At 56.7% G+C, this 24703-nt stretch carries 5 protein-coding genes; all 5 read left to right on the forward strand.

The genetic code is table 11. The features are described 5' to 3' along the window. The first annotated feature begins 74 nt into the window (after positions 1-74). Positions 75-3383, forward strand: a complete 3309-nt coding sequence (locus G7035_RS11925) for a non-ribosomal peptide synthetase (RefSeq protein ID WP_044786320.1) — start codon at positions 75-77, stop codon at positions 3381-3383. Further along, a complete protein-coding gene (locus G7035_RS11930) occupies positions 3373-5199 on the forward strand; it encodes an ABC transporter ATP-binding protein (RefSeq protein WP_019688691.1) in 1827 nt (608 codons plus the stop codon). The genes G7035_RS11925 and G7035_RS11930 overlap by 11 nt, the downstream gene beginning before the upstream one ends. After that, positions 5196-6929 (forward strand): ABC transporter ATP-binding protein, encoded by a 1734-nt coding sequence (locus G7035_RS11935; protein WP_029514286.1) that lies wholly within the window; start codon positions 5196-5198, stop codon positions 6927-6929. Before G7035_RS11930 ends, G7035_RS11935 begins: the two co-directional genes overlap by 4 nt. 230 nt (positions 6930-7159) lie before the next feature. Continuing rightward, positions 7160-19813 (forward strand): non-ribosomal peptide synthetase, encoded by a 12654-nt coding sequence (locus G7035_RS11940; protein ID WP_230877848.1) that lies wholly within the window; start codon positions 7160-7162, stop codon positions 19811-19813. Next, positions 19738-24513 (forward strand): non-ribosomal peptide synthetase, encoded by a 4776-nt coding sequence (locus G7035_RS27905; RefSeq protein ID WP_230877849.1) that lies wholly within the window; start codon positions 19738-19740, stop codon positions 24511-24513. The genes G7035_RS11940 and G7035_RS27905 overlap by 76 nt, the downstream gene beginning before the upstream one ends. Positions 24514-24703: the final 190 nt, after the last annotated feature.

A 24703-nucleotide genomic window follows, 5' to 3' on the forward strand; every position in this document is an offset into this window, starting at 1 on the left:
CGCGCAGGCCGAAAGCAAGCTTTTTCGGACCTGCGCCGGGGCATGCGGTCACTTCATTTTTAGGGGAGGTACGAATGAAATCTTTGTTTGAAAAGGAAGAACGGTACTGGAGCGGCAAGTTTGACGCCGATGACAGCCTGAGCTTCCTTCCCTACAGTCAATCCTCCAAATTATCGGCCGACGGGGAAGCTGCGGCCGAGCCGGGTTTGCTTCACCGTACTCTGCCGAGCGAAATCTCGGAGAGAATCATTTGCCTTGCCAACGGTTCGGATTTGGCTTTGTACATGATTGTTTTAGCAGGAGTAAAAAGCCTGCTGTTCAAATATACCGGGCGGGACCAAGTGCTGGTCGGGATGCCTTCTTATAGCGCAGACCCCGACGGGACTCCGCCGCCGCATGACATCTTGGTGATCAAGACGTCCGTAAGCCGCGAGACTACGCTGAGAACGCTGCTCGGGGGCATCAAAGCCTCCATCGGCGAGGCGCTGGAGCATCAGCACCTGCCTTTTCGGAAAATGGTGGAGCCGCTCCATCTGGACTATACGGGGGAGGGTCTCCCGGTCGTCAACACCGTCGCATCCTTCGCCCCGATTCATCCGGAACCGCTGGGTAACCGGGTGGCGGCCGATACGGTTTTTCGCTTCGACCGTCAAAACCACTCCATCGAGCTGGAAATAAGCTTTGACGGGCAGCGGTACGAGCGGGCATTTGTAGAACAGGCGGCCGACCATCTTGTTCGGCTGCTGTCCGCGCTTTTATTTCAGCCGGATCTGGAGCTTGGACAAGCCGATGTGCTGTCCCCGGACGAGAGGGAGACGCTGCTGAAGCGATTTAATGACACCGAAACCGGGTTCGAGCGGGGGAAAACGATTTACGGCTTGTTCGAAGAACAGGCGGAGCTTTACCCGGACAACGTGGCCGCCGTCATGAACGAGCGGCAGCTGACCTACCGCGAGCTGAACGAGCGATCCAACCGCCTTGCGCGGAAGCTGCGGGAGACGGGAGTAGAAGCGGACCAGCTGGTAGCGATTCTGGCCGAACGCTCGCTCGATATGGTCGTCGGCATTCTGGCGATTCTCAAAGCGGGCGGAGCATACGTGCCTGTCGATCCCGACTACCCGGAGGAGCGCATCCGCTTCATGATCGAGGATTCGGGTGCGCCGTTATTGCTGATTCAAAAGCATCTGCACGAGAAGACCGACTTCGTAGGAACGCGCCTCGAATTGGACGATTTCGTTTGGGGCGACAGAGGGGCGGACTCCGAAAGTGCGCTGGACGCTTCGAACCTGGAGCCGATTTCCGGGCCGCTCAACCTGGCTTATGTCATCTACACGTCGGGAACGACCGGCAGACCGAAAGGAACGCTGATCGAGCATAAGAACGTCGTGCGCCTCCTGTTCAACGACAAGAACCTGTTCGACTTCGGGCCGTCCGACACGTGGACGCTGTTCCACTCGTTCTGCTTCGATTTCTCCGTCTGGGAAATGTACGGAGCGTTGCTGAACGGAGGCAAGCTGGTCATCGTGCCGCCGCTCACAGCGAAAAATCCAGCCGATTTCCTGGCGCTGCTGGGCCGCGAACAGGTTACCATTTTGAACCAGACGCCAACGTACTTCTACCAGCTGCTGCGTAAGGTCTTGGCGGACCATCCGTACGATTTGAGGATTCGCAACGTCATCTTCGGGGGCGAAGCGCTGAGTCCGCTGCTGCTCAAGGGCTTCAAGACGAAGTACCCGGAGACGAAGCTGATCAATATGTACGGCATTACCGAGACGACGGTTCACGTGACATATAAGGAAATCACGTGGGTCGAAATGGAGGCGGCGAAGAGCAATATCGGCAAGCCGATCCCGACGCTGAGGGTGTACGTCCTTGATGAAAACCGCCGGCCTGTGCCGATCGGTGTAGCGGGCGAAATGTACGTGGCCGGGGAAGGCCTTGCGAGAGGATACCTGAACCGTCCGGATCTGACGGCGGAGAAGTTCGTCGATTCCCCGTTTGCGGAGGGGGAGAAACTGTACCGCTCGGGCGACTTGGCGGCTTGGCTGCCGGACGGCAACATCGAATACCTGGGCCGGATCGATCATCAGGTGAAAATCCGCGGGTACCGGATCGAGCTGGACGAAATCGAGACGCAGCTGCTGAAGATCGCCGCCGTTCAAGAAGCCAAGGTGCTCGACCGCGACGACGCGAACGGCCAAAAGCAGCTTGTCGCTTACTACGTCGCGGAAACGAGGCTGGCGGTGCATGAACTCAAGGAGGAGCTCGCCAAGCAGCTTCCGGGGTATATGATTCCTTCGCACCTCGTGCAGCTTTCGCGGATGCCGCTGACCCCGAACGGGAAAATCGACCGCAAAGCGCTGCCCGCGCCGGAGGAAGCCGCGGCCCGAGGAGCGGAATATGTCGCGCCGAGAACGCTGCTCGAAATGAAGATCGCCCGCGTCTGGCAGGATACGCTTGGCGTTCCGCAGGTCGGCGTAAAGGATAACTTTTTTGAGTTGGGTGGCAATTCGTTAAGTCTGATGAGGCTCGTTCAAGCCGTTTACGATGAAACGGGCATTGAGATACCGCTAAACCGCCAATTCCATAATGTAACAGTTGAAGCCATGGCTTTCGGAGAGGGGGACCTGGGCCTGGATAAAGGGGGAGACTCCTTCATTAAGCTGAATAAAGTAGGAAATCTGAATGTGTTCTGCTTCCCTCCGGGCAGCGGCTTCGGCATCGGTTACCGAGAGCTCGCAAGCAGGCTCGACGGTCGGTCCGTGCTCTACAGCATTGATTTTATCGACGATGCCGTCGATTACGAGGCCATGCTGAACCGTTATGTGGACGAGATCGTCCGCATCCAGCCGGAAGGACCTTACGTGCTGCTCGGCTACTGCTTCGGAGGAAACCTGACGTTCGAGGTAGCCAAAACGATGGAGAAAAGAGGGTATTCCGTAACAGACGTGCTTATGGTGGACTCGTGGATTAAGCACACGCTGACGCCTTCCGAAACGTCGGAGAAAGAGCTTGAAGAAACGCTTGCCGATTTCGACGAAGAAGAGAAGGAACTAATGAGCAACCCGCTCGTGCGGGAGCGGGTTCATCGGAAGGTCAAAGCGACCTTGGCGTACGAAGCGCAACTCATTAATTCCGGCACGATCCCGGCCAGGATTTACGAACTGATTGCGAAGGACAGCGAAGCGTTCCGCCTGGAGCACCAATTGCCTTCCTGGCAGGGGGCAACGACGCAAGCTTACGCCGATTACCGGCTGGAGGGCGCGCACGAGGAATTGCTGGAACTCGCGCGCGTGGACGAAACGGCCGTCGTCATCCGGGACATCTTAGAGCAAGTCAAGCGGCAGATTGAAGCGGAGGCCGGTGTACTGCATGGAAGCTGACCGACAGCCGTCTGTTCAAGAACAAGGCACAGCGGCGCCTTTCAAGCGCCAAACCGCTTACGCCGCCTGGAAAGCGTTCCGCTGGCTGATGTCCTATGTAAGCCGTCACAAAGGCTGGATGATCGTCGGTGTCTTGTCCGCGATTGCCGCCGCCGTTATTGAGATATGGACGGGAGGTTTGATCGAGCAGCTGACCACCCAGGCCGAGAAGGGGGCGGGGCCAATCGTTCTGCAAATCGTGTACGCGGTCTTTGTGGTCATCTTGATCGGTGTGCCGGCGAAGTTTTTCATGAGCTTCGGCGTGGAGCGAAGCAGCGCCTCTGCGGTGCAGGATATCCGCAACCATGTCATGCGTCATATCGGTAAACTCCCGGTCTCCTATTTAGAAAAGCAGCACTCCGGCGATGTCTTGTCGCGGATCAACAACGACCTGCAGCTCATCCAGCAGTTTATGATTCGGGACCTCGCCCAGTGGTTTTATCATCCGCTGTTGTTCATCGGCTGTTTCGCTTATTTGCTCTACCTCCAATGGGAGCTGATGCTGTACAGCCTGCTGTTATTTCCCGTAGCGCTGCTGGTTTCCCAGTGGATCGGCAAGCAGTTGGAGCGGTTGACGGAGGAAGCCCAGGCGAACATGGGCCGAATGAACGTCAACCTCCAGGATACGCTTGGGGGTATGCCTATTGTGAAAAGCTACCTGCTATCCGGCATGTTATCTCGCTCCTACCAAGTGCTGCTGCAATTGACGGCCCAAAAAAAGCTGGCCGTGAAAAAGCGGGAAGCCTGGGTCAACCCGCTGCTTTCCACGTTGATGATCAGCCCGATCATTTTCGCCGTCAGTTACGGAAGCTATTTGATCTACAAAGGGCAGCTAGGTGCGGGAGAGCTGATCGCCTTCCTGTACTTGCTGAATCTGTGTCTGGAGCCGCTGGAGCATATTCCCGAGCTCATCACGCGGACGTTCGAAATGGCCGGTGCCCTGAGAAGGGTCTCCGAAATCGTCGAGCAGCCGACCGAAACGGAAAATGGCCGCTCGCTTTCGAAAGCGAGCGCCGCCCCCATCGAGTTTCAGAACGTAAACTTCGGGTATGAGGAGAGCTCCCCGATCCTGCGGAATGTTAGCTTCTCGGTGCCGGAAGGGAAGACGATCGCGCTTGTCGGAGCGAGCGGCGGAGGGAAGAGCACGGTGTTTAAGCTTGTATGCGGCTTTTATCCGCTTCCGAAGGACCAGGGCGAGATCCGCGTGTTCGGCAGCCTGATCCACGGCGCCGATCCGGAGCAGCTTCGGTCGCATTTTTCTGTGGTAACTCAGGATTCGTATTTGTTTAGCGGCACGATCGCTGAAAATATCGGCTACGGGCGGGAAGTAGCGTCGATGGACGAGATTATCGAATCCGCCAAAGCCGCTCAGGCGCATTCCTTCATTATGCAGCTTCCCGACGGCTACCAGACGTATGTCGGAGAGCGCGGAGGCTTTTTGTCCGGCGGGCAGCGCCAGCGCATTGCAATGGCCCGGGCTTTTCTGAAGGATGCTCCCGTTCTGCTGCTGGACGAGCCAACGTCGGCTCTTGATCCGGAGTCGGAAAGCGCGGTTCAGGAAGCGCTGGGCGTATTGATGAAGCAGCGAACGACGATGATTATTGCCCACCGGCTTTCTACAGTACAAAACGCCGACGAAATTTGGGTCATGGAACAGGGGAGTATTGTTGAAAAGGGCACTCATGAACAATTGCTGAAGATGAAGGGACTGTACGCCCAGTCGTACTATCAGGAATTTACCGAGTCTGCCGAACGCAGGGAGGTGGCGTACACATGAAAAAGGGCGGATGGCTCTCGCAAGTGAAAGAACTAAGCTACTTGCTGATGTTTATGAACCGCAAGCGCAAAACCCAGTACGCCATTGGCCTGGCAGTGACGGCGCTCACCCAGACATTGTTCCTGATCGCCTTCAGCTTGGTCGTACATAACTTGGTTGATTTCGCCGTGTCCCGAGATACGTCCCTGATAGTGGAAGCCTTTATTATTTTGGGCGCGGCCTTGTTCCTGGAAAATGTGATTTCTCCCTGGTTCATTTACTTATACCAGCGCAGTGTCGAGCTGACTGTGCTGAATATCCGCGAACGTCTTTATGAAAAGCTGTGCCGGGTGCGGCCGAGATTCCTGGAGCAGACGCACCATGGGGACTTGCTGTCGCGGGTGAACAACGACGTAACGACCGTTGAGTTTACATTCTCGCAGGTTTACTTTGTTTTGCTGCTTCAAGTTGTCTTTTGCATCGGCTCCATTGTCTCCATGGTGTTGATCGATTGGCGGTTTGCCGGCGTATCCTTCGTCATTCTGCTGCTGTCCTCCGTGGTCAGCCTGAAATTTGCGCGGGATATTCGCGCCTTGTCCGAACAAGGCTTGCAAACGCTCGGTAAAATGACCGAAAAATTCAAAGATTTTATGGGCGGCATTCAAATTGTGAAGCTGTTCCGCATCCGCACGATTTACGGCCAGTACGAGGCGTTGAACGAACAAATGACGCAGACGCTTCGGCAAACCGCGCAGAAGAACGGCATGCAGGCTGCGGTGAATCATTTTATCAGCTACGTCACGTTCTGCGGCATCATCGTCATCGGCAGTCTTCTTTATGCCTACGGACTGATGGGAATGGGAAGCGTCGCCGCCCTGGCGGTTTTGCAAGTGAATCTGACGCACGCCTTGTTGAACTTGGGGACGGTTCTGTCGATGACCCAAAATTCGCTCGCGGGCGCTCACCGGATTCAAGAAGTACTAAGAGAGGAAGAGGAACCGGAGCGTTTGGGATCTCCTCACAGCGAGCTCGTGTCGGAGGCTGCGGTGGAGTTTCGCGATGTGGAATTTTCCTATCAGGCGGATAAAAAGGTGCTTGTTGACATCTCCATGCAGGTGTTTCCCGGACAGGTCGCCGCTATCGTGGGGGCCAGCGGCAGCGGCAAAAGTACGCTGATCAAGCTGCTGCTCGGCTTTTATCCTGTGGACAGCGGAGAAATCCTGCTCCAAGGCAAACCGTTCGGCCATTACACGCTGGACGAAATCCGCAGGCAGATTGCATACGTTCCGCAGGAGCCGTTCTTGTTTACCGGCACAATTGAGGAAAACATCCGCTACGGCAACCTGGATGCAACGGATGAAGAAGTGATCGAAGCGGCCAAAGCGGCGTACGCTCACCATTTCATTCAGGAACTTCCTGAACAGTATAAAACGCCGGTGGGAGAGAGAGGAGCGTCGTTGTCGGGCGGACAAAGGCAGCGAATTGCGATCGCACGGGCGATTCTCAAAAACGCCCCGATTCTGCTGCTGGACGAAGCGACTTCCGCGCTGGATAACGAATCCCAGCATTGGGTACAGCAGGCCCTGAACGTATTGATGAAAGGGCGCACCACCATCCTGATCGCCCACCGTCTCAGCACCGTGGAACATGCGGATTTGATTACCGTCATGAACCAAGGGACGGTCGTCGAGCGGGGCTGCCATCAGGACCTGATTGCGCTCGGAGGTTATTACGCCCGGCTGTACGGCTAGACCCGCTTTACGGCGGGCGGCTTCTTGCTCGCGAATGCGACAGAGTCTTTTAGCAATCCAAGGTATGACTTTATAACCGGTAGTTACCAGAAAACGCAGACACGAAAAAGGAGGAAGAGTCCGAAGGAGCCGTTCCGGGAATGGCCTGCGCGGTTCTTCTAAGAGTGACTAAGTGACTTCTAGGTACAAAGCCTATCTATAAAGAATCTCTAAACCGGGAGTGTGTCGATGTGAGAGAGGATACCAACGAGCAATATGGATTAACGCAAGCCCAGCGCCGAATATGGTTCATGGAAATTATGAATCCGGGAACGTCCATCACGATGCTTTCCGCGACCTACCAGATTACGGGCGAGATCAACACACAGCTTCTGAAGCAAGCGGCGGCAGAGATCGTCAAAACCTATGACGTTTTCCGAATCCGCATTAGCGGGGATTTGCAAAATCCAACGCAGTGGTTCGAAGAGCCGGAGAATGTCCAAGCTAGGATAAGCCGCCTCGAAATAGGCACAACCGAACAATTCTATGCTTGGGTGAAAGAAGTAAGCGAAAAACCGGCCAGCGTGTTCGACGAACACCTCTACCAATTTACGATTATCCATTTTGCGAACGGCCAAGTATGGCTCAATTTGACGGTAAATCATATTATCGCCGACGGCTTGTCCGTCAATGCTTTGCTGCATGCGGTGATGGAAAAATACCTGGAACTGCGCAAAGGCATCTCCAGCAGTTACCAGCCCCCTTCCTATCTAGATTATATTTCCTCGGAGCGTGAATATGAGCAATCGCAGCGTTATCAAAAAGGCAAGGAATACTGGCTGACAAAGTACAACACTTTGCCTGAAACGACCGGCATTAAATCGTATCCGCCATTCTCGATCGGCAGCGAATCCAATAAACTGTCCATCACTTTGGACGGTTCCCGGTATGAACGCATTCTGGCCTTCAGCGAACAATATCAGGTCAGCTTATATACGTTATTTTTGTCCGCCATGTACGCCTTATTGTACAAACTGACCGACAGCACCGATGTTCCGGTCGGCACGGTTTTCGCCAATCGCACCAGCAAGAAGGAAAAAGAAACGATCGGCATGTTTGTCAGCACTGTGGCTACGCGGATTTGTCTGAATCCAGACGGGCACGTACTTTCATTGATCCAAACGGTTTCCAAGGAAAATACGGCGGATCTGCGGTATCAGAAATACCCTTATAACCAATTGATCCAGGATTTACGCGAACAACACGGCCGCAACGATCTTTCGGGGCTGTTCCGCACGTCTCTGGAATATCTGCCTTTGAAAATCGTGGAGTACGAGGAAATCAAGGTACGCTTAGAGGCTCACTTCGCTAGGCACGAGATGGACGATTTGCTGCTGCGCTTCGACCATATGCTGAATGAAGGCCATGTAATTCTCCATGCTTCCTATCGTACGGGTCTGTTCGAGAAGGCCGAGATTGATCGGATTATGGAACAGTATGTAACCGTTCTGGACCAGTTTCTTCAGAGTCCCGAACTGCCGGTACGCGAGATTTCTCTGCTGAGCGATGAGGAGAGACACCGCATTCTCAATGTTTTTAACCCGCCGGTGGCAGGGCTGAGCGAGGGAGAAGCGTTTCATCGGTATGTTGAAAAGTTTGCTCGGGAAATTCCAGATCATCCGGCAGTCGTCTACATGGACAAACAGCTGACCTACGGCGAATTGAACGAACGCGCCGAGCGGCTGGCTTCTCTCCTTCGCGAACAGGGCGTGGGAAGGGAGACGATTACGGGGATCTGGGCGGAGCGTTCGGTGGAACTGCTGGTCGGGGTGCTCGCCGTTTGGAAAGCCGGCGGAGCCTATGTACCGCTGGACCCCGATTATCCCGCGGAGCGGATTGAGTACATGCTCAGCGATAGCGATGCATCGGTGCTGCTTACGCAGCGTCATCTGTTGGAGCGGGCCGGAGGTTGGTTGGCCGATGACCGGCTGAAGCTTCAAGCTGTCTATGCCATGGATGATGAACAGATTTATAACGGGGATGCCTTAGCCGTGGAATTTGAATCTGCCGACAGCGCCCCGCAAGACTTGGCTTATGTGATTTACACCTCGGGTACGACGGGACGCCCGAAAGGCGTCATGATTGAGCACGGTAGTCTCGTGAATACGGCGGATGCGTACCGTCGCGAGTACCGGTTGGATCAGTTTCCGGTGCGGCTGCTGCAGCTGGCCAGCTTCTCGTTTGACGTGTTTGTCGGAGACATCGCGCGGACGCTGTATAACGGAGGCACGATGGTGATTGTGCCGAAGGATGACCGGATTGATCCGAACCTCTTATACGGCTGGATTCGGGACCAAAACATTACGGTATTCGAATCGACGCCTGCGCTCATCCTGCCGTTCATGCAGCATATTTATGAAGAAGGGCTGGACGTTAGCTCCATGCAGTTGCTGATTACCAGCTCGGATGCTTGCAGTGTCACCGATTACCGATTGCTACAGGAAAGATTCGGCGGACAATTCCGCATCATCAACAGCTATGGCGTTACCGAAGCGGCCATTGACAGCAGCTTTTACGGTGAGCCGCTGGATAAGTTGCCGCCGTCGGGTCATGTGCCGATCGGCAAAGCTTGGCTGAACGCCCGGTTTTACATTGTCGATGCTGCGTTAAAGCCGGTTCCTGTAGGGGTTCCGGGCGAGCTTGTCATCGGCGGCGCCGGGGTGGCGCGCGGGTACTGGAACCGTCCGGATCTAACCGCCGAGAAGTTTGCGGACAGCCCGTTTGTGCCGGGCGAACGTCTGTACCGGACAGGCGATTTGGCCCGCTGGCTAGAAGACGGGAACGTGGACTTCATCGGCCGGATCGACTATCAGGTGAAAATTCGCGGGTTCCGGATCGAACTCGGCGAAATTGAAACGGCCCTGCTGCGTTTCCCGGGCGTCAAGCAGGCTGTGGTGACCGACCGTACGGATGAGCAGGGGCAAAAGTATTTGTGCGGTTACGTGGCGGCGGATGCTTCTTTGCAGCTGAGCGATCTGCTGTCTCAATTGAAGCAAGAGCTGCCGGCTCATATGGTCCCGGCCCGGCTGGTGTCTCTTGATAAGCTTCCGCTCACGCCGAACGGCAAAATTGACCGCAAAGCGCTGCCTGAACCGACCGGAGAGATAGAAGCAGGCCGTGAGTATGTGGCTCCTCGCACAACGCTGGAAACAAGACTTGCTCTCATTTGGCAGCAGGTACTGGGTATTGCGCGAGTTGGAGTCCAAGACGATTTCTTTGACTTGGGTGGTCATTCCTTGCGGGCCTCCACGCTGGTTTCCAAGATTCGGAAAGATCTGCAAGTCGAGGTTCCGCTGCGGGAAGTTTTCCGCTACACCACGATCGAACAGCTGGCCCAAAGAATCGGCGGTTTAAGGCAGCAGGAGACGTATGAGATTACAAAGGCGGCTGAGGCCGAGTACTATCCGGTTTCATCCGAGCAAAAGCGTCTGTACGTCCTGCGCCAGCTTGACGGGGCCGAGCGCAGCTACAATATGTCGGCGGCGCTTCTTCTCGAAGGCAAGCTGGACCGCACACGCGTCGAGCACGCGTTCCGGGCGCTGATTCAGCGCCATGAGACGCTGCGTACCGGGATCGAGCAGGTTCAAGGCGAGCTTGTCCAGCGCATCTATGACGAGTTGGATTTTGCTGTAGATTATTTCCAAGCGAGCGAGCGGGAAGTGGAGCAAGTGGTGGAAGCTTACTATCACCCGTTTGATCTGACTAAGCCGCCACTTCTCCGCATCGGTTTGATCGAAGTCGCCGAGGATCGCCACATTCTGCTGTTCGATATGCACCATATCGTCTCGGACGGCATTTCGACAGCGCTGCTCTTCGACGAGTTCAGCCGCCTGTATCGGGGCGAGGAGCTGGCCCCGCTGCGCATTCAATACAAAGATTATGCCGTTTGGCAGCATTCCGAAGCTTACGGGCAGATGCTCCAGCCGCAGAAGGAGTATTGGCTAGAACAGCTGTCGGGCGAGCTGCCGGTCTTGGAGCTACCGACGGACTTCCCGCGACCTGCGGTGCAAAGCTTTGACGGCCGAACCGTGAAGTTTTATATCGAGAAAGATCGGACGGAGAAGCTGAAAGAACTAGCGGCACGGACAGGGACGACCCTGTACATGGTGCTGCTGTCGGCTTACACCATCCTTATGCATAAATATTCGGGTCAGGAAGATCTGATCGTAGGAACGCCGATTGCCGGAAGAACGCAGGAAGAAGTGCAGCCGATCGTAGGGATGTTTATCAACACTCTGGTCATTCGCAGCCGTCCGGAGCGTTCCAAGCCGTACCTTTCGTACCTGGAAGAAATCAAGGACATCACGCTCGGGGCTTTCGAACACCAAAATTATTTGTTCGAAGACTTGGTAGAAAGTCTTCACATTCCGCGCGCGACCGGCCGTAATCCGCTCTTTGACACGTTCTTCTCCCTACAAAATACGGAGAACGAGCAAATTGTCATCGAGGGGCTGGAGCAATCGTTTTATCCACTGGAAAATCAAACATCCAAGTTCGAGCTGCTCCTGGATATTTCGGAGCTGGACGGTCAGCTCGAATGCCGGTTGGAGTACGCTACGGCTTTGTATAAACAGGAGACCGCGGAGCGGTTCGCCAGACATTATGACAAGCTGCTCGAAACCATCACAGCAGCGCCGGACGGGGATATTGCCTCGCTGGAAATGCTCACGGAGGAGGAAATCCGCGAGCTGATGCGCGGTTTCAACGATTCGGAGGCGGACTACCCGCGGCAGCAGACGATTCACGGCTTGTTCGAAGAGCAGGCGGAGCTTTACCCGGACAACGTGGCCGCCGTCATGAACGAGCGGCAGCTGACCTACCGCGAGCTGAACGAGCGATCCAACCGCCTTGCGCGGAAGCTGCGGGAGACGGGAGTAGAAGCGGACCAGCTGGTAGCGATTCTGGCCGAACGCTCGCTCGATATGGTCGTCGGCATTCTGGCGATTCTCAAAGCAGGCGGAGCATACGTGCCTGTCGATCCCGACTACCCAGAGGAGCGCATTCGCTTCATGATCGAGGATTCGGGTGCGCCGTTATTGCTGATTCAAAAGCATCTGCACGAGAAGACCGACTTCGTAGGAACGCGCCTCGAATTGGACGATTTCGTTTGGGGCGACAGAGGGGCGGACTCCGAAGGTGCGCTGGACGCTTCGAACCTGGAGCCGATTTCCGGGCCGCTCAACCTGGCTTATGTCATCTACACGTCGGGAACGACCGGCAGACCAAAAGGAACGCTGATCGAGCATAAGAACGTCGTGCGCCTCCTGTTCAATGACAAAAACCTGTTCGACTTCGGGCCGTCCGACACGTGGACGCTGTTCCACTCGTTCTGCTTCGATTTCTCCGTTTGGGAAATGTACGGAGCGCTGCTGTACGGAGGGAAGCTGGTCATCGTACCGCCGTTCACGGCGAAAAATCCGGCCGATTTCCTGGCGCTGCTGGGCCGCGAACAGGTTACCATTTTGAACCAGACACCAACGTACTTCTACCAGCTGCTGCGCGAGGTCTTGACGGACCATCCGTACGATTTGCGGATTCGCAACGTCATCTTCGGGGGCGAAGCGCTGAGTCCGCTGCTGCTCAAGGGCTTCAAGACGAAGTACCCGGAGACGAAGCTGATCAATATGTACGGCATTACCGAGACGACTGTTCACGTTACGTATAAGGAAATCACGTGGGTCGAAATGGAGGCGGCGAAGAGCAATATCGGCAAGCCGATCCCGACGCTGAGGGTGTACGTCCTTGATGAAAACCGCCGACCTGTGCCGATCGGCGTAGCGGGCGAAATGTACGTGGCCGGGGAAGGCCTTGCGAGAGGATACCTGAACCGCCCGGATCTGACGGCGGAGAAGTTCGTCGATTCCCCGTTTGCGGAGGGGGAGAAACTGTACCGCTCGGGCGACTTGGCGGCTTGGCTGCCGGACGGCAACATCGAATACCTGGGCCGGATCGATCACCAGGTCAAAATCCGCGGGTACCGAATCGAGCTGGACGAAATCGAGACGCAGCTGCTGAACGTCGAGGGCGTGGAAGAAGCGGTGGTGCTTGCCCGTCAGGACGGCGGGGGCGAGAAGGCGCTTGTCGCCTACTTTGTGGCGGATCGGACACTGACGGTCAGCGAAATGAGAACCTCGCTGGCCCAGGGAATGCCGGGGTACATGATCCCGTCGTACTTCGTGCAGCTGGAGCGCATGCCGCTGACGGCCAACGGCAAAGTAGACCGCAAAGCGCTGCCGGAACCGCAAGGCAGCTTGCAGACGGGCGTCGAATATGTAGCACCGCGTAACCGGATGGAGTCCCAGCTTGTGAAGATCTGGGAGGAAGTGCTGGGCTACTCCGGCATTGGAGTCCTGGACAATTTCTTCGAGCTCGGAGGCCACTCCTTGCGGGCGACGAACCTTGTCAGCAAGATTCAGAAGGAAATGAACGTCGAACTTCCGCTGCGCGATGTGTTCCGCTATACGACGGTAGAGTCGATGGCCGGGGCTATTGCCAGCTTGGAAGAAACGCGGCACAGCTCAATTCCGAAAGCGGAAGAGAAAGCGTACTATCCGGTTTCCTCCGCGCAAAAAAGGCTGTACGTCCTGCACCAGCTGGATGGCTCGGAGCTGAATTACAACCTCCCAAGTGCCTTGCAGTTGGAAGGGGCTTTGAACGAGGCCAAAGTGGAAAAGGCGCTGACTACTTTGGTGGCCCGGCATGATATGCTGCGCACCGGTTTTGAAATCGTGAATGGGGAGCCGGTTCAGCGTATTCATCCGCTCGTAGCTTTCAAGGTCGAAAAGCTTCAAGCAAGCGAAGATCAGGTTGCGGCCATTCTTGAAGGCTTCATTCAGCCTTTTGACTTGACCCAGCCGCCTTTGCTGCGCGCCCTGCTGATCGAACTGGAGAAAGAGAAATTCCTGCTCGCGCTGGATATTCATCATATTGGTTCCGACGGCCTTTCCATGGACGTGCTGCTGCGCGAATTCGTGCGGCTTTACAATGGGGAAGAATTGCCGGAGCTGCGGATTCAATACAAGGATTACGCCGTTTGGCAGCAATCCGAGGAGCAGCGCCAGCGCATCAAACGGCAGGAGGAATACTGGCGTGGGGTATTCAGCTCCGAGCTTCCGGTTCTTGAGCTGCCTCTCGACTTCTCCCGCCCGGCCGTGCAGCAGTTTGACGGTCAAACGCTCACGTTTACGCTGGATGCGGAGAAAAGCGAAGCTCTCAAACGGCTTGCCGGCGATTCAGGGGCGACGCTGTACATGCTTCTGCTGGCTGCGTACTCCGTATTGCTTCATAAATACGCGGGACAGGAAGATATAGTGGTTGGCACTCCGATTGCCGCCCGTTCTCACGCCGACCTGCAGCCGATTATCGGCATGTTCGTCAATACGCTGGCCCTTCGCTTGGGTCCGGCGGCGGAGCGGACGTTCCTGGATTACTTGCAGGAAGTGAAGGAAACAACGCTTGGAGCCTACGAGCACCAAGACTATCCGTTCGAGGAGCTGGTGGAAGCTCTTCAGGTGAGTCGGGATTTAAGCCGGAATCCTCTGTTTGACACCATGTTTTCTTTGCAAAAGCACGAAAGCTTGGATTTAACCCTGGAAGGTTTGCAATGGTCGCTGTTCGACATCGAGGAAAAGACGGCAAAGTTTGACCTTAGCTTTGATATCGTGGAAGCCGATAACGAACTGGTTTGCAAGATCGAGTACGCTACCTCGTTGTTTAGACAGGAAACGGTGGTACGGCTGGCAGGTCATTACGAGCAGCTTTTGACGTCGATCCTGGCTCAGCCGGGTGCGCGGATTTCGGATTTGGATGTCTTGACGGACAGTGAAAAACATGATTTGCTGGTCGGGTTTGACGTGTCGTCTTCGGCTCTTGCGAAGCAACCCGCCGCAGAGGGTACAGGTTTGGAAGCGGATGAGTCGTGGAGAGAGAGAACGTTCCACGAGCTGTTCGAGGAGCAGGCGGAGCGCACTCCGGAAGCGCTGGCGGTTGTCTACGAAGACAGCAAGCTGACGTATGCGGAGCTGAACGCCAAAGCGAATCGTCTGGCGTATGCACTGCGGGCGCGCGGGGTGAAGCCGGAGCAGGTGGTCGGCATTCTGGCCGATCGTTCGGCGGAGCTGTTGATCGGGGTGCTCGCCGTATGGAAAGCGGGCGGCGCTTATGTGCCGCTCGACCCGGACTATCCGGCGGAGCGGATCGAGTATATGCTCGCGGACAGCGGGGCGTCGGTGCTGCTTACGCAGACCCGCCTGCTGGAGCAGACGGAAGCTTGGCGCAGCGACGGAGCTCTAGTGCTGCAAACGGTGCTTGCGCTTGACGACGCCGCGACGTACAGCCTCGGAGCGGCGGAAGCGGCTGTGGGTGTACAATCTTTGGGCGAAGCAGGCGCAGAGGCGGAGGCTTTGGCGCGAGCGGCTGCTGCCGAAACGTCCGCCACGGCAGAAGCCGAGAAGAACGTACTAGCGGCAGATCTCGCATCGAATCCGGCGAATGTGAACAAGCCGCGCGATTTGGCTTACGTCATCTACACCTCCGGTACGACGGGCAAGCCGAAGGGCGTGATGATCGAGCACCGCAGCCTGGTGAACACGGCGGCGGGCTACCGGCGGGAATACCGGTTGGATCAGTTCCCGGTGCGGCTGCTGCAGCTGGCAAGCTTCTCGTTCGACGTGTTCGTCGGCGACATTGCGCGGACGCTGTACAACGGCGGCACCATGGTCATCGTGCCGAAGGACGACCGGATTGATCCAACCCGCCTCTACGGCTGGATTCGCGACTACGCCGTGACGGTGTTCGAATCGACGCCGGCGCTGATCGTGCCGTTCATGGAGCATGTGCATGCCGAGGATCTGGACCTCAGCTCGATTCAGCTGCTGATCACAAGCTCGGATGCGTGCAGCGTAGCGGATTACCGCACCTTGCAGGAGCGCTTCGGCTCGCAGTTCCGTATTATTAACAGCTACGGCGTAACGGAAGCGGCGATTGACTCCAGCTTCTATGACGAGCCTCTGGAAAAGCTGCCGAAGACGGGCAGCGTGCCGATCGGGAAAGCGTGGCTGAACGCCAAGTTCTACATCGTGGATGCGCATCTGAAGCCGGTGCCGGTCGGGGTGCTAGGCGAGCTGGTCATCGGCGGAGTCGGAGTGGCGCGCGGGTACTTGAACCGTCCGGAGCTGACGGAAGAGAAGTTCGTAGACAGCCCGTTCGCCGCGGGCGAGCGGCTGTACCGCACGGGAGACTTGGCGCGGTGGATGGAAGACGGGAACGTGGACTTCATCGGCCGGATCGACAACCAGGTGAAAATCCGGGGGTACCGGATTGAGACGGGTGAAGTCGAAGCGAAGCTGCTGAGTGTAGGTGGCGTGACGGAAGCGGTCGTCATCGTCAGGGAAGATCAAGAAGGTCAGAAAGCTTTGTGCGCTTATTATACAGCGGAAGAAGACTTGACGGCGGCGGACCTGAAGCGGGCGATTGCCAGCGAGCTGCCGGGGTACATGATCCCGTCGTACTTCGTGGAGCTGGAGTGCCTGCCTCTAACGCCGAACGGAAAGATCGACCGGAAGGCGCTGCCGGCACCGGAAGGGGGAGCAGGCGGAGGCCGCGAATACGTGGCGCCGCGCACCGAACTGGAGGCGAAGCTGGCCGCCATTTGGCAGGATGTGCTTGTTCGGGAGAAGGCGGTAGGCGTAACGGACAACTTCTTCGACCTCGGCGGGCACTCCCTGCGGGCGACGACGCTGGTCAGCAAAATGCATAAGGAGCTAGGCGTTGAATTCCCGCTTCGCGACGTATTCCGCTACTCGACGGTTGAAGAAATGGCCGCGGCTATGGAGCGGCTGGAGATCGGCTCGTTCACGGCTATTCCGGCTGCGGAACCTAGCGAGTATTATCCGCTCTCTTCCGCTCAGAAACGTCTCTATATCTTGAACCAGCTGGAAGGAGCCGAGCTGAGCTACAACATACCGGGAGCTATGCTGCTCGAAGGGGAGCTCGACCGGCAGCGGTTTGAAGAAGCGTTCCGCGGGCTCGTAGCTCGTCATGAAACGCTGCGTACCGGCTTTGAGATGGTAAAAGGCGAAGCGGTTCAGCGGATTTACGAAGAAGCCGCCTTCCAGGTGGAATATGTGCAGATCAGCGAGGAGCAGGCAGAAGAAACGGTGCGTCAATTCGTTCGTCCGTTTGATCTAGCGAAGCCGCCCCTTCTGCGGGTAGGCCTTGCTGAACTGGCGCCGGACCGGCACATTCTAATGTTCGATACGCATCATATCGTATCTGACGGCGTTTCGATTGACGTACTGATCGAAGAGCTCGTCCGCTTGTACAGCGGGGAGCAGTTGGAGCCGCTCCGCATTCAGTACAAAGATTATGCGGTATGGCAGCAATCGGACGAGCAGAAAGCTCAGCTTGCCAAGCAGGAAGCCTACTGGCTCGACATGTTCCGCGGAGAGCTGCCAGTTTTGGAATTACCGACGGACTATCCGCGCCCGGCTATGCAGAGCTACGAGGGCCGCACGCTGCAATTGTTTATGGATAGCGAGAAAAGCGAGGGTCTGAAACGGCTTGCAGCCGAGAACGGCGCAACGCTTTACATGGTTCTGCTTGCTGGTTATACAATGTTATTGCATAAGTATACAGGGCAAGAAGACGTGGTGGTCGGTACGCCGATTGCGGGAAGAAATCACAGCGACGTTCAGCCGCTGATCGGGATGTTCGTCAATACCCTGGCCATCCGCAGTTATCCGGCTGCCGGTAAGACGTTCCTTGACTACTTGAAGGAAATCAGGGAGACGACGCTGGGCGCTTTTGAACATCAGAATTATCCGTTTGAGGAACTGGTGGATAAGGTGAATGTGGCTCGCGATTTAAGCCGCAATCCGCTGTTCGATACGATGTTTGCTTTGCAGAATACAGAGAATTTGGAAATCCAGCTCCCCGGACTCCATTTGTCGACGTATGCCAGCGAAGAAATTGTTTCTAAATTCGATCTCAGCTTGGACGTCACAGAGATCGAGGAAGGCTTGGAATATCTGTTTGAATACGCCACTGCTCTTTATAAAACTGAAACAGTGGAAAAATTGGCCGCTCACTACTTGCAGCTGCTTGAATCCATTCTCGGCAACCCGTCGGCGACGATTGCCGAGCTGGGCATTTTGACACCGTCGGAAAAAGAGCAAATTCTTGGCGCGTTTAACCCGGCGCAGCCGGAAGCGGCTCCTGCGGCCGCGTTCCACCGGCTGTTCGAGGAACAGGCGGAGCGCACGCCGGAAGCGGCGGCCGTCGTGTACGAGAACGACCGGCTGACGTATGCGGAGCTGAACGAGCGGGCGAACCGCTTGGCGGCTACGCTGCGCACAAGCGGCATCGGCCGGGAGACGATCGTCGGCATTCTCGCCGAGCGTTCGGTGGACTTGCTGGTGGCCGTGCTGGCCGTCTGGAAAGCAGGCGGGGCGTATGTGCCGCTCGACCCGGATTACCCGGCGGAGCGCGTGCGGTTCATGCTCGAAGACAGCGGAGCGAAGGTGCTGCTGACGCAAACGGCGCTGCGAGAGCGCGCCGAAGCCTGGCTCGGCGAAGAGGAGCTGGCGCTGGCGGCGGTGCTGTACCTGGACGACGAAACTTCGTACAGCGAGGAGCGGATGAATGCCGACAGCTTCCATGAAGCCCGTTCGGAGGATCTGGCGTACGTGATCTATACGTCGGGAACGACGGGCAAGCCGAAGGGCGTGATGATCGAGCACCGCAGCCTGGTGAATACGGCGGCGGGCTACCGGCGGGAATACCAGTTGGATCAGTTCCCGGTGCGGCTGTTGCAGCTCGCAAGCTTCTCTTTTGACGTGTTCGTGGGAGATATCGCGCGGACGCTGTACAACGGCGGCACGATGGTGATTGTGCCGAAGGACGACCGGATTGATCCGTCTCGTCTGCACCATTGGATTGAGCAGGAGCGGGTCACCATCTTCGAATCGACGCCGGCGCTGATCGTGCCGTTCCTGGAGTACGTGCACGAGCATCAACTGGATATGAGCGGGATGGAGCTGTTGATCACGAGCTCGGACAGCTGCAGCGTGGCGGATTACCGGACCTTGCAGGAACGCTTCGGCTCGTTGTTCCGGATCATCAACGCATACGGCGTGACGGAAGCGGCGATCGACTCCAGCTTCTACGACGAGGAGCTGGCGAAGCTGCCGCAGACAGGCAATGTGCCGATCGGCAAAGCGTGGCTGAACGCCAAGTTCTACATCGTGGATGCGCATCTGAATCCGGTGCCGGTCGGGGTGCTGGGCGAGCTGGTCATCGGCGGAGTCGGAGTGGCGCGCGGGTACTTGAACCGTCCGGAGCTGACGGAAGAGAAGTTCGTAGACAGCCCGTTCGCCGCGGGCGAGCGGCTGTACCGCACGGGAGACTTGGCGCGGTGGATGGAAGACGGGAACGTGGACTTCATCGGCCGGATCGACAACCAGGTGAAAATCCGGGGGTACCGGATTGAGACAGGCGAAGTCGAAGCGAAGCTGCTGAGTGTAGATGGCGTGAAGGAAGCGGTCGTCGTCGTCAGGGAAGATCAAGAAGGTCAGAAAGCTTTGTGCGCTTATTATACAGCGGAAGAAGGCTTGACAGCGGCGGATCTGAAGCGGGCGATTGCCAGCGAGCTGCCGGGGTACATGATCCCGTCGTACTTCGTGGAGCTGGAGCGCCTGCCTCTGACGCCGAACGGAAAGATCGACCGGAAGGCGCTGCCGGCACCGGAAGGGGGGCAGGAGGCCGCGAATACGTGGCGCCGCGCACCGAACTGGAGGCGAAGCTGGCCGCCATTTGGCAGGATGTGCTTGTTCGGGAGAAGGCGGTAGGCGTAACGGACAACTTCTTCGACCTCGGCGGACACTCCCTGCGGGCGACGACGCTGGTCAGCAAAATGCATAAGGAGCTAGGCGTTGAATTCCCGCTTCGCGACGTATTCCGCTACTCGACGGTTGAAGAAATGGCCGCGGCTATGGAGCGGCTGGAGATCGGCTCGTTCACGGCTATTCCGGCTGCGGAACCTAGCGAGTATTATCCGCTCTCTTCCGCTCAGAAACGTCTCTATATCTTGAACCAGCTGGAAGGAGCCGAGCTGAGCTACAACATACCAGGAGCTATGCTGCTCGAAGGGGAGCTCGACCGGCAGCGGTTTGAAGAAGCGTTCCACGGGCTCGTAGCTCGTCATGAAACGCTGCGTACCGGCTTTGAGATGGTAAAAGGCGAAGCGGTTCAGCGGATTTACGAAGAAGCCGCCTTCCAGGTGGAATATGTGCAGATCAGCGAGGAGCAGGCAGAAGAAACGGTGCGCCAATTCGTTCGTCCGTTTGATCTAGCGAAGCCGCCACTTCTGCGGGTAGGCCTTGCTGAACTGGCGCCGGACCGGCACATTCTAATGTTCGATACGCATCATATCGTATCTGACGGCGTTTCGGTTGACGTACTGATCGAAGAGTTCGTCCGCTTGTACAGCGGGGAGCAGTTGGAGCCGCTCCGCATTCAGTACAAAGATTATGCGGTATGGCAGCAATCGGACGAGCAGAAAGCTCAGCTTGCCAAGCAGGAAGCCTACTGGCTCGACATGTTCCGCGGAGAACTGCCGGTTTTGGAATTGCCGACGGACTATCCGCGCCCGGCTATGCAGAGCTACGAGGGCCGCACGCTGCAATTGTTTATGGATAGCGAGAAAAGCGAGGGTCTGAAACGGCTTGCAGCCGAGAACGGCGCAACGCTTTACATGGTTCTGCTTGCTGGTTATACAATGTTATTGCATAAGTATACAGGGCAAGAAGACGTGGTGGTCGGTACGCCGATTGCGGGAAGAAATCACAGCGACGTTCAGCCGCTGATCGGGATGTTCGTCAATACCCTGGCCATCCGCAGTTATCCGGCTGCCGGTAAGACGTTCCTTGACTACTTGAAGGAAATCAAGGAGACGACGCTGGGCGCTTTTGAACATCAGAATTATCCGTTTGAGGAACTGGTGGATAAGGTGAATGTGGCTCGCGATTTAAGCCGCAATCCGCTGTTCGATACGATGTTTGCTTTGCAGAATACAGAGAATTTGGAAATCCAGCTCCCCGGACTCCATTTGTCGACGTATGCCAGCGAAGAAATTGTTTCTAAATTCGATCTCAGCTTGGACGTCACAGAGATCGAGGAAGGCTTGGAATATCTGTTTGAATACGCCACTGCTCTTTATAAAACCGAAACGGTGGAGAAATTGGCCGCTCACTACTTGCAGTTGCTTGAATCCATTCTCCGTAACCCGTCGGCGACGATTGCCGAGCTGGGCATTTTGACACCGGCGGAAAAAGATCAAATTCTCGGCGCGTTTAACCCGGCGCAGCCGGAAGCGGCTCCTGCGGCGGCGTTCCACCAGCTGTTTGAGGAACAGGCGAAGCGCACGCCGGAAACGGCAGCTGTCGTGTACGAGAATGACCGGCTGACGTATGCAGAGCTGAACGAGCGGGCGAACCGCTTGGCGGCCACGCTGCGCACAAGCGGCATCGGCCGGGAGACGATCGTCGGCATTCTCGCCGAGCGTTCGGTGGACTTGCTGGTGGCCGTGCTGGCCGTCTGGAAAGCGGGCGGGGCGTATGTGCCGCTCGACCCGGATTACCCGGCGGAGCGCGTGCGGTTCATGCTCGAAGACAGCGGAGCGAAGGTGCTGCTGACGCAAACGCTGCTGCGAGAGCGCGCCGAAGCCTGGCTCGACGAAGAGGAGCTGGGGCTGGCGGCGGTGCTGTACCTGGACGACGAAGCGTCGTACAGCGAGGAGCGGGCGAATGCGCCGCTGGAAGCGGATGATCACTTGCACGAATGCCGTCCGGAGGACCTGGCGTACGTGATCTACACGTCGGGAACGACGGGCAAGCCAAAGGGCGTGATGATCGAGCACCGCAGCCTGGTGAACACGGCGGCGGGCTACCGGCGGGAATACCGGTTGAATCAGTTCCCGGTGCGGCTGCTGCAGCTCGCAAGCTTCTCGTTTGACGTGTTCGTGGGAGATATCGCGCGGACGCTGTACAACGGAGGCACGATGGTGATTGTGCCGAAGGACGACCGGATCGATCCGTCTCGTCTGCACTACTGGATCAGCCAGCAGCAAGTGACGATCTTCGAATCGACGCCGGCGCTGATCGTGCCGTTCCTGGAGTACGTGCACGAGCATCAACTGGATATGAGCGGGATGGAGCTGTTGATCACGAGCTCGGACAGCTGCAGCGTGGCGGATTACCGGACCTTGCAGGAACGCTTCGGCTCGTTGTTCCGGATCATCAACGCATACGGCGTGACGGAAGCGGCGATCGACTCCAGCTTCTACGACGAGGAGCTGGCGAAGCTGCCGCAGACAGGCAATGTGCCGATCGGCAAAGCGTGGCTGAACGCCAAGTTCTACATCGTGGACGCGCACCTGAATCCGGTGCCGGTCGGGGTGCTGGGCGAGCTGGTCATCGGCGGAGTCGGAGTGGCGCGCGGGTACTTGAACCGTCCGGAGCTGACGGAAGAGAAGTTCGTAGACAGTCCGTTCGCCGCGGGCGAGCGGTTGTACCGCACGGGAGACTTGGCGCGGTGGATGGAAGACGGCAACGTGGACTTCATCGGCCGGATCGACAACCAGGCGAAAATCCGGGGGTACCGGATCGAGACGGGCGAGATCGAGTCGCAGCTGCTGCGGGTGGAAGGCGTGCGCGAAGCGGTGGTGCTGGTTCGAAGTGACGCGAACGGGCAGAAAGCGCTGTGCGCGTACTACACAACGGATGGCGAACTGACGGTGGCAGACCTGAAACGGGCGATCTCCAGCGAGCTGCCGGGTTACATGATCCCGTCGTACTTCGTCGAGCTGGAGCGCCTGCCTCTGACGTCGAACGGGAAAATCGACCGGAAGGCGCTGCCGGCGCCGGAAGGGGGAGCAAGCGCAGGCCGCGAATACGTGGCGCCGCGCACCGAACTGGAGGCGAAACTGGTCGCCATCTGGCAGGATGTGCTCGGACCGGTCACGATTGGCGTGACGGACAACTTCTTCGACCTCGGCGGGCACTCCCTGCGGGCGACGACGCTAGTCAGCAAGGTGCACAAGGAACTGAGTGTGGACCTGCCACTGCGCGATGTGTTCCGGCACTCGACCATCGAAGCGATGGCCGAGGCGATCAGCCAATTGGAGCGGCAGGAACACCTCTCCATTCCGGTTCTGGATAAGAGGGATTACTATCCGCTTTCCTCCGTGCAAAAACGGCTGTACATACAGCAGCAGATGGAAGGCGCCGAGCTTAGCTACAACATGTCCGGCATGACGGTTCTCGTCGGGCGCTTGGAACGGAATCAATTCGAGGCGGCGCTCAAAGGATTGATAGCTCGTCACGAAATTTTGCGAACCGGCTTCGAAATGGTCGACGGCGAACCGGTACAACGGATTTATCCGGACTTGAAGTTTGCCGTCGAGTATACGAAAGCGACGGAAAGTGAAACGAAGAGCATCGTAGACGGCTTTGTGCGCGTCTTTGATTTGGAGCGGCCGCCGCTGCTGCGTGTGGGCTTAGTCGAATGGGAAGCGGAACGGCATCTGCTCATGCTGGACATTCATCATATCGTCACGGATGGCATGTCGATGGGCATCTTCGTCGAAGAGCTGCTGCGCCTGTATAACGGTGAGACTCTGGAGCCGCTTCGGATTCAATACAAGGAATTCGCCGCTTGGCAGCAGTCAGAACCTGTAAAAGAGCGGCTGAAACGTCAGGAAGCCTACTGGCTGGACGTGCTGGAAGGCGAACTGCCGACGCTTGAACTGCCTACGGACTTTGTCAGACCTGCCGCTCGCAGCTTTGAGGGAGATGTGCTGCCCTTCAGCATCGACAAGCAGATGACCGACAGCTTGCAGCGCATCGCCGATAAGAACGGTGCTACCCTTTATATGGTGTTATTGGCGGCCTATTCAATCCTGCTCAGCAAGTACTCGGGACAAGAAGACTTCATTGTAGGCATGCCGGTTTCGGGCCGCACACATGCCGACCTGGAGCCGCTCATCGGAATGTTTGTCAACACTTTGGCGATTCGTCATTATCCGTCCGGGGAGAAGACGTTCCTCGCTTACTTGAACGAAGTCAAAGAAACGATGCTGGGGGCCTACGACCACCAGGATTATCCGTTCGAGGAGCTTGTGAAAAAGCTGCAGGCGCCGCGAGATCAAAGCCGCAATCCTGTATTCGATGTCATGTTTGCTCTGGAAACCAAGGAAGATAACGTTCAAAGCTTCGGGGATATCAAGATCGAATCTTATCCGGAAACTCATACGGTTTCCCAATTTGATCTTACCTTGGTCATTTCGTTGCTGGATGAGGGAATGAACGGGCAGTTTGAATATGCCACCAAGTTGTTTACGCGCAATCTGATCGACAATTTCGCTCAGGACCTGCTCGTAATCATCACCCAAATTTGCGAACAGCCTTCGGTGCTGTTGAAGGATATTTCCCTGAACGGGCAATCCGAACAGGAGCAAGATGTGCTAGAGGCCATTGATATTATTTTCTAATCCCTTACCCGGCTTGGGTGTATGCCGTATTTCTCTCGGTACACATCCTGCCGGGTGTTTTTTTCCAAATGAAAGGGAAAAAGGCGTACGCTATAGCAAACTTATAGCTCTAAATATAATTTTTAAAAACCTAAATTTCTCCAAGTTGTGGTTTAAAATGCACTGCTACTCGCGCAGATAACTAGAGCGT

It is taken from the genome of Paenibacillus polymyxa, assembly GCF_015710975.1.
Classification (GTDB): Bacteria; Bacillota; Bacilli; order Paenibacillales; family Paenibacillaceae; genus Paenibacillus; species Paenibacillus polymyxa.